General features: G+C 40.5%; 11 protein-coding genes. All 11 read left to right on the top strand.

Translation table 11 applies throughout. The features are described 5' to 3' along the window. The first annotated feature begins 523 nt into the window (after positions 1-523). Entirely contained in the window at positions 524-1,363 is an 840-nt protein-coding gene (locus tag G588_RS0117775) for a hypothetical protein (RefSeq protein WP_022780038.1), read from the top strand. A gap of 138 nt (positions 1,364-1,501) precedes the next feature. Beyond that, entirely contained in the window at positions 1,502-2,074 is a 573-nt protein-coding gene (locus tag G588_RS21885; protein WP_022780037.1) for a hypothetical protein, read from the top strand. A 106-nt stretch (positions 2,075-2,180) separates the two neighbouring features. After that, on the top strand, positions 2,181-2,576 hold the full coding sequence (locus G588_RS0117765) for a BlaI/MecI/CopY family transcriptional regulator (protein ID WP_022780036.1): 396 nt from the start codon (positions 2,181-2,183) through the stop codon (positions 2,574-2,576). A gap of 140 nt (positions 2,577-2,716) precedes the next feature. Continuing rightward, entirely contained in the window at positions 2,717-3,991 is a 1,275-nt protein-coding gene (locus G588_RS0117760; protein WP_081644413.1) for a M56 family metallopeptidase, read from the top strand. Positions 3,992-4,006: 15 nt separating this feature from the next. Then, positions 4,007-4,855, top strand: coding sequence for a hypothetical protein (locus tag G588_RS0117755; protein ID WP_022780034.1), 849 nt, complete (start codon positions 4,007-4,009; stop codon positions 4,853-4,855). Between the two features lie 219 nt (positions 4,856-5,074). Beyond that, entirely contained in the window at positions 5,075-5,713 is a 639-nt protein-coding gene (locus G588_RS0117750) for a hypothetical protein (protein WP_022780033.1), read from the top strand. A gap of 114 nt (positions 5,714-5,827) precedes the next feature. Further along, positions 5,828-5,983, top strand: coding sequence for a hypothetical protein (locus tag G588_RS22635; RefSeq protein ID WP_022780032.1), 156 nt, complete (start codon positions 5,828-5,830; stop codon positions 5,981-5,983). A 7-nt stretch (positions 5,984-5,990) separates the two neighbouring features. After that, the gene (locus tag G588_RS0117740) at positions 5,991-6,545 is read left to right on the top strand and encodes a hypothetical protein (RefSeq protein ID WP_196805008.1); all 555 of its coding nucleotides are present in this window, start codon (positions 5,991-5,993) and stop codon (positions 6,543-6,545) included. A 38-nt stretch (positions 6,546-6,583) separates the two neighbouring features. Next, positions 6,584-7,378, top strand: coding sequence for a hypothetical protein (locus G588_RS0117735; RefSeq protein ID WP_022780030.1), 795 nt, complete (start codon positions 6,584-6,586; stop codon positions 7,376-7,378). 194 nt (positions 7,379-7,572) lie between these two features. Further along, entirely contained in the window at positions 7,573-7,980 is a 408-nt protein-coding gene (locus G588_RS21880) for a hypothetical protein (protein ID WP_051139971.1), read from the top strand. A gap of 92 nt (positions 7,981-8,072) precedes the next feature. Beyond that, a partial coding sequence (locus G588_RS0117725) for a hypothetical protein (RefSeq protein WP_026668887.1) occupies positions 8,073-8,860 on the top strand: 788 nt, incomplete at its 3' end.

Genomic DNA, 8,860 nt, shown 5'->3' with positions numbered 1-8,860 from the left:
TGGCTGGATTATCCGGTTAAATTACGTATCATCTAGAGTTTTTATCTAAACAGACGTAGTCCTTTCCGGGCATTACGTCTAAAATCCCATTTTTATTTATTAGAAGTAGCGTGCTAAGTATTTTATTACGTCTATATTTGGGGAAAATGTATAAATACGTAAAGCTACTTTGGAAGTGAAAAAACGGGCAGAAGGATTACGTCTTGTTCAATGATTTTAGCAGATAGACGTAACCAGTTTTGAATTTCTGTGGGACCGCTACGTCGCATACAGAAAATTACATTATAAGACGTAACGAGATTTTGGGACTACGTCATATATGAGAAAACATGCATAAAGACGTAATCAGCCAACTGTTACACAACTAAATGTTATCTGTATTACGAATAAGAATGATGGGCTTGTATAGAGCAAAAGAATAGAGCAAAAGAATAGAGCATAAGAATAAAGCATAACAATAGAGTGTAACTATAGAACTGTCAGAATTTGCCATGTAAATGAATAGAGAAAAAAGGAGGATAGCGTGATCGATTACACAAAAGAACTAAATGACCAGTTAGATGAACTAAATCTGTTACTTGAAGAGGCAGACAACAGATTAAAGAAGGCGTGGAATATCGAAGAGGGAAAGCTTCGAGTCTGTTCCAGCCATGGTTGTCCGCAATATCATTTCAGAGCTAAGGGGCAAGAGCAAGAAAAATATATTCCGACTTATGAGAAAGATAAGATTAAAGCGCTTGTTCAAAGAGAATATGATATAAGCATAAAGAATGAATTGGAAGTCTCAAGCAAAAAGCTTCAGAAATTTCTAAAGAGCTATGATTTTAATGCAATCAATGCTGTCTATGATAAACTTCATCAAGGCCGAAAAATTATGGTCAATCCTATAATTCCTTCACAAGATATGAGAATTGAAGAATGGTATCATAACAATCCCGGCGGTAAGAATTCATATGAAAAAGATATTGCTTATGTTACTAAGCGAGGAGAAATAGTTAGATCCAAATCAGAAAAAATACTTGCAGATGCATTTTGTGATAGCGGCATACCATATCAGTACGAACCCTGTTATGAACTGAAAGCAGATCATTATAATTCAGAGCAAAACAATGATAGTAGATTAGAAAGGCGTATATATCCGGATTTTGTTCTTTACAATGTGAAAAAGGATAAAACTATTTATTGGGAGCACCTTGGCCTGGTTGAAGAAGAGGGATATGCCAACAAAAACTTCAAAAAGCTAATGGATTATGAGAAAAATGGACTTATCATTGGAGATAATTTAATAATAACCATGGAAAGCAAAGATATGCCACTGGATGTAAGGATTGTAAATAGGAAAATAGATGAATTCTTAAGGTAGCACTATATGGAAAAAAATAAAAAAACGATAACAGCTATTAACTATTAACAAATGTTATCCGATAAATAAGATGTAAGGATAACTATACATATTTTTAGGCGCAATATTTATAGATACATAATACACGGAGGTAGACAAATGGCTTTATCAAATATAATGACAAGATCCCTTATATCTGCCAGTAGTTCCATGAAACAAGTAAAAGCTCAGCATGCAATAAAGTCGCAAATGGAAGGAAAAACCGGAGTGCTTGAAGCTGAGATCAAACAGGATTCCAATACTGGTGGAAATGTTGAGAAAAAGAAGGAAGAGCTTGCTCATTTTCAGCAGAAGGCATCAGAACTTGGCAAACAGGAAATGTCTCAGCTGTCAGAACTTAATAGCAATATGAACGAGGCAGCCAAGGCAGATGCTGAGGAGCAAAAGCAGAATGAACGTATTGAAAAGCAGCGTGAGAAGAAACGTGCTGAGAGAAGAGAGCAGGCCGAGCAGCTTCAGGAACAGATTGCTGAAAAGGCTTCCGGAAATGTTCAGATTCCTGGTGAAGGCGAAGAAAAACAGATTACTGTTGCAGGTGTAGAAGTGAAAACTAAGTCTGCATCAACTTATAATACCAGTGTTCCTCATATAGACGAAAGAGTAGCACCAACGACTCCTTCAGAAGTATCTGCAAGCATTTCAGTTAATCACAGCTTGGATATAAAGACTTAAAATCTTAAATGTTTATTAATTTGCGTTTATAATTAATGTTTGTTATTTCATGTGTTATCCTATAAATAGAGAAATAATCTGATTAAGCACATGCGGGAGGTATATTATGCCAAGAGAAGAGATGCTTCCAAGTGAAAGCGAATGGATGATCATGGAGGTGCTTTGGAGATGCGGCCATGACCTTACATCTGCTGAGATAACAGACAGACTTCCGAAGTCTTCCAAGATGACACAGAGAATGGTAAGAGTCTTGATAAACAGACTTTGCAAAAAAGGAATGCTTACATATACCGTGGATCCGGATGACAGCAGGGTTTATCACTATACAGCTGCAAGAGGAAGAGAGGAGTGCCAAAAGGCAAAGAGCAGTGCTTTTGTTGAAAGCTATTTTGAAGGTAACAGGCTTTCCGCTGCATTTGCAGTATTAGATAAAGAAAATCTATCTGAAGAACAGATAAAGGAACTGGAAAACCTAATAGCTAAGGCTAAAGAAAAAAGATAATAATTGCAGAGGTCAGCCCGAATCACATGCTGATGAGGGCGTGAGAAAATGATACGAAAGTGAGCGTGTCTCTTTGCCGAAGGCAAAGAGACACGCGAATATCTATGAAGGAACTGAATAGATATAAATGAGTCTCACGGATGAGCAAAGGAGCAGTTATGCAGGGAATGCTGTTATTCTTTAATAAGCTATATGGATTTTTAGAATTTGTATGTGTCTATTTCGCGACCATACTTGGTTTTTGTGCGATTATAACGATTTTTGTTCTGGGGATCATTATGATTCTGCGAAGCACGCTGTTTTCTAAGAGCGTTTTTGGAAAGGCGGCTTTGTGGTGTCTATTGATTCCTGTTATTTTTTGCGGGAAGCTTCATGTTTACTATGAGACTAAGGCCGGTTTATATCTGATGCTATGGTGGCATGATTTATGTGTAAGGCACACATGGATAGGAGTTCTTTACATCATTGTAATATTGGCATTGGGATTTAAATTTTGGTGGAGAAGGAAAAAGCTTACAGATTCAGTAAACCGTTTTTATGATTCCGAAGAGTACAGTTCAAAATATGTAATCAAGGCGTTTCCTGGTGAACTGTCTTCGTTTTGCGCTGGATGCATAAGACCTGTAATTGTTATCCCTGAAAGCATTTCATCCGATGAAGCCGGGGTTGTTATAAAGCATGAAGAGACGCACATTATGCTCGGACATCTTTGGATACTCCTGGCATATGATATCCTGCGAGTTATGCTGTGGCCTAATCTGTTCCTGCATCTTTGCGTAGGATATATGAAAAGAGACCTTGAGGACATCTGCGACACTGTTACAATCCAGAGAAGCGGAATTGATGCATGTGATTATGGCGAGACAATCTTAGGTTGTGCCAGGCATATGATGCAGACAAGGAAAAAGCTCGGATGCGAGGGCGGAATGTCTTTTGCGTGGGATGACAGCTATAAGATTCTGAAAAAAAGATTGGAAAGGATCGTTGCCAGAAAAGCCTATAATCTAAAGATTCTATCTATTGGTGCAGTTGCATTAGTGATTCTGGTTGTAGCTTCAGTAGGAATCATTAAAGCCAATTCATATAATAGGACCAATGATCTGGGAATGATAAGTGGAATTTGTTATACAGGAAATGCTCAGAAAATCTATACAGATGTGGAAAGATCAATCGTAGTAGATTTTGATGATGATTATATTTACGTGGATGGAAAGGCTCTGTTGGAGCAATATCCTGAGGCAAAAGGAACAGATGAATGGTTTCACATTTCATCAGGCGGCTACTATAAGATCCCCGGAATCGGTGGCGGTGGTGGTTGGGCTGAGATTAGTGCAACCGAAATTCATGACGGAATTATAAAGCTGGATAATCATACTGATATGGGTATTTGGGACCGCATTATCATGTGGCTGTAAGGAGGTGATAATGCTGTGAATGGCGGATGGGAAGTAAATGTAAGCGGAAATACAACGCATTACAGAAAAAAACTCTATGATGCTTATGGGAATCATGTTGGAACCATAGGAATCTGCAAACCTACTAAACAGACCGGAAAAAAGAAAAAGGCAGCTCTTTACAGTTTCAAACAGGTCTCTTCACAGGTGCTTGCTGCTAAGACTTCAGGAAAAGCAGCACAGGTATCAACGAGCATAAGGATGAAGATAGGTCTTTTGCGTAAGCAGCTAAAGAACGGCGACTATGATGAAGAAGAAATCCTAAGGGCTATACTTCATGCAGAAATGGTCCAGCGTGCCTGTGACAAGAAAAAGAAGAATCTGAAGATGGAAGAACGGGCAGAAAGAGGCATTGAAAGTGAAGAAGAAATGCCGCTTGAGCCGGAAGAAACCATTGATGAAGAAGCTTCTGAGGAAGAAATTAAAGAGCTGGAACAGGAAGAGTTTGAAGCTCTTATGGAAAAGCTGGATGAGGCTTACGAGGACATGATGGAAGAGGCATCCGAAACAGCTGAGCTAGATGAGGATCTGGATGAGATGGCAGAAGCTCTTTCCGGATCTATGACACCGGAAGATCTGGAGCAGCTTAAGGTGAAACACAGATCGGATGAAGCAAAGGACATTCTGAAAGCTGACCTAAAATATCTGAAAGCCTTGTTTGACAGATTACAATCGGAAAAGGAAAACGCTGGAAAAGCCTCATTAGCTGGAGGATATGACTGCGGAGTATCGTTGTCACTTGGAGGAATGGATATGCCAGTAACCACCACATCATCGCAAAGTATGTCGGTGGAAACAGGTGGATCATTTGATGTTGAAGTTTAAGATTATCTTCGATAATCACGTCGCTCCGCTGAGGATGCACACCTCGCGGTAAGGAAAACTATTGCTTGCGCAATCCGCTCGGGCGCAACGAGCCTTTAGGGCTCTTTATTTTAACGGATACTGCTAACAGATGTTAATAAAAGGATGCTAGTCGCACTTAGCGAGCAAAGCGAGCTTAGTAAGACTGTATCCGAAGTGAAACGGAGGTGGTATTACATTATGAGTATCGGAATCAACACAAACTATGGAAACTACAACTATGCAGGCGTTAATAATGCTGAGCCTAGCTGGGCAAAGAACGATGAGAAAGACGAAAAGAAGGAATCAGCGGTAAACCAGCAGGGCGCTGTATATGAGAAGACAGCCACAGAGAAGAATAGCAAAGAGGATGATTCCAAGGCAATCTATAAGAAATCAGCTACAGACAGAGCAGCTATTGTTCAGCAGATGAAAGCAGCAGAGGAACAGCAGAGAAAGCAGCTAATGGCAATAGTTCAGAAAACTCTGCAGGGACAGGTAGGTGCATATGGCAAGGCTACAGGAAACAGCATGTGGCAACAGCTTGCTGGTGGAAATATCAAGGTTGATGCGGCTACAAGAGCGCAGGCACAGAAAGATATTTCCGAGGATGGATACTATGGAGTAAAGCAGACATCTCAGAGACTATTTGACTTTGCTGCAGCTCTTGCGGGAGATGATGTCGATAAGATGAAAGAGATGCAGAAAGCTATGGAAAAGGGATTCAAGCAGGCTACTAAGACCTGGGGACGTGAACTTCCGGCTATATGCAAAGAGACTATGAATGCAGCCAATAAGCTGTTTGAGGATTATTATCAGCAAGCTTCACTAAGCTCGTAAAGACCTCGCTAAGTGAACTTGCATGGCTCGCACTAAGCTCAAAAAGACTTCGCTAAGTGCTCTGCTCAACTCTAAACAGCAGGTGGTTTGATCATAAGAAGGGGGCTGGTGGTTATGGCAGATGGTCTTAAAACATTTTTTAGGGAACTATTAGATCCAAGTCCTATCAAAGAAAAGCACGTTGATCTCACGATGGAGCAGTTTGAAGAGCTTCAGAGAATATTGGAGAACGCCTATGAATATAAACATGCAAGGATTAAATCTTCTTAACAGACCTATGAGCAAAGCTACGCAGGACCGAATGGAAAGACAGGCAAAGCGCGACAATCAGATTGCTTTCTTTGAAAAGCAGAAGGAAAACCTAAAGAACATGAAAACCGACTCTCTTGAGGATATCCAGAGGAAGCTCGATATGTTCCAGCAGTATGATGACAAGATTGATGCAGCTAAAGCCTCATATAACAACTCCCAGATGTTCCATATACTGGATGAGGCCAGAGAACGCGGTGAAAAGATTGCTGAAGAAGCTGAGAAGATGGCTCCAAAGACTCCGGAAGAGCGTCGTGAAGAAATGATCGAGGAAACAACTGGTATCGATAAGGATAAAGGTATTATTTCTGAGGTCATGGATGAACTTGAGAATCAGATTGAAGAACTAACCGAAATGGCAGAGGACGTGGCAGAGCTTAGCGAGGAGAATCTTGAAGCGCTATCAGATGAAGCTCTTGCTGAAACTGATGCCGCTGCAATAGCTCAGGCGAAGGAAATAAATAACATGCCTGTTGATAAAGCTTTGCCTGAAAAATACAGGCATATTGATTATCACATTTAAGGAATGGATTCCGGGTAATAGCAAAGGAGGGTGGATATATGTCAACAATCAGAGGATATTCACAGAGCAACTATTATGATAGCACAGATAACGATTATAGCGCATATAACCAAAATGCCAGTTCATTCCTGGCTGGTCTAAGTATCAATTCAGGAGCTGGCAATAATAATGGCATCATGGGTGGGATAAACCTCTCAGATTATGCCAGCATAAAGAATGGATCCTATGGAAAACTTGTTAAGGCTTACTATGCAAAACAGAAAGCTGATAGTGCTTCATCAGGCAGGGATTCGTCAGCAAAACTTACATCTATGGGAAGTGCTGCAGGAACTCTTGCAAAGTCCGCAGGTGCTCTTATGAAGGACTCGCTTTGGGAAAAGAAACAGATAAAGACAAAAGATGAGAAGACAGGCGAGGAAACTACAAAAGAAGATTATGATTGGGATTCCATTACTAAAGCAGTAAAGTCATTTGTTGATAATTACAACAAGACAATTGAGAGTGCAGGAAGTTCAAACACAAAAGATGTTCTTAGAAATGCTGCATGGATGACCAAGACGACGAAATCTACAGAAAGACTTCTGGAGCGAGCCGGTATATCGGTAGGTGCTGATAATAAGCTAGAACTTGATGAGGATGCCCTTAAAAAGGCTGATATCAGTACTTTAAAGAGTGTATTTACAGGTTATAACTCTTTTGAATCAAAGGTTTACGACAAGGCGCAGTCAATGACAAACGCCGCAGCAAGAGCCGGAGGCACGTATACGAGCACTGGAAATTATTCAGATGTGCTGTCATCAATTTTGCCTTCAAATATCGATAAAAAGGAGTGAGTATGTCAGGAAGGGGCTGAGATTATGAAAATTACAGGTGCTTACGATCCTTACACAATTGCAAATGGTGAAAATACCAAGAAAAAGCCAAATTCTGTCAAAGAATATTCGAACTACTTGACACAGAAATATGGCTGCTTGACTCCAGGAGCTAATTCTGCTGTCTCTGTCACTGGCGGATTACTACGAAAGCAATGGCTGATGAGAAAACCGGCGCATGGCTGGAACGAGAATTAGCAAAGGCACCAGATTATATTAAGGCAGCCCAACAATCAGCTAAAGCGCATGGAGACACTTTGAAGTCTGTGACTATCGAATTTGGCGAAGAATATAGCACAATGTGTACACTTACTGTGACGGATGGTGGTGGTACAGATCCAGAAATAGATAAGTGGCTTGAAAAGCTAAAAGAGAAAAAGGCAGAGCAAAAGAAAGCCGAGAAGAGACTGCAGAAGGAACAGCAAGTTATAGAATCACAAGAGGACCTTTATTCTATGGAGCTGCAGGGTAAAGATCTTGAAGATTTGACAAAACAGTTTTCCAGAAAATTGTCAGAGAAAATGGTTGTGAATCCAAATGGCAGTTTTGATGTCAGGGCTTGACTAAAAGCTATTTTTTGCCGATATACAAATAGAAAACCATAATTATGCATGATACATGATAGTGTCAGATTTATCGCAGGTGGAGGTGCTTTATGAGGATACAACAGAACACGGATGTTCAAATAAATCCTTTTCAAAATCAGGATAATGTCAGGATTGCCGCAGGTGCGGGAAAAACCGCTCATAAGAGTGGTAATCTGTCCTCAGTATCTGGGGCTAATCTCAAGGGTGAAAGTCTTGTTCAGCAGAGGCAGGGCCTTGCAAGAAAGCAGGCACTTAAGGTTGTGTCAGATGCTTTTGGCGGCGAGAAGAAGCTGGATGCTCAGATGCAGGGCATTAAAGATGAGATAAAGCGTCTTCAGGATGTGATAAACGAAAAGACTGCTGATACGATGGAGAATGCTGCCAGGCTAAAAGAGTTACAGGAACAATATGGAATTGATCCGGACAGCGAAGAGAATAATGAGCTTTCAAAACTTGCGTTTAAGATGAATAATTCCAAGGATGGCTTATCTGATGAAGAAAAAAGCAAAATGTCAGAGTATCAGCAGCAGGCTTTATACTATGTTGCGAAGAATCAGCAGAATTCACTTGATATAGACAGGGCAAAAGCTCAGCAGATGGGAAATGTTCAGGGCTATGCAGATATGAAAAGAGAACGAGCTAAGTCACAGGATATGCTGAAAGCTCAGGATGAAGCTGAAGATATTATGGAAGCAGCGGGCGAAGAGGCTATAGCTCTTTTGACGCAGGAAGCAGCTGAGCATGTAGATGAAGAGCAGAAAGAACGCGAGGAAGAAGCCAAAGAAGCTGCCGAAAAGAAGAAAGAAGAGAAGAAGGAAGAAGCAAAGAAACTCGAAAAAGAAGCTATGCAGCAGGA

The sequence above is a fragment of the Butyrivibrio sp. AE3009 genome (genome assembly GCF_000420845.1).
GTDB lineage: Bacteria > Bacillota > Clostridia > Lachnospirales > Lachnospiraceae > Butyrivibrio.
This window is presented reverse-complemented; position numbering and strand designations above follow the sequence as displayed.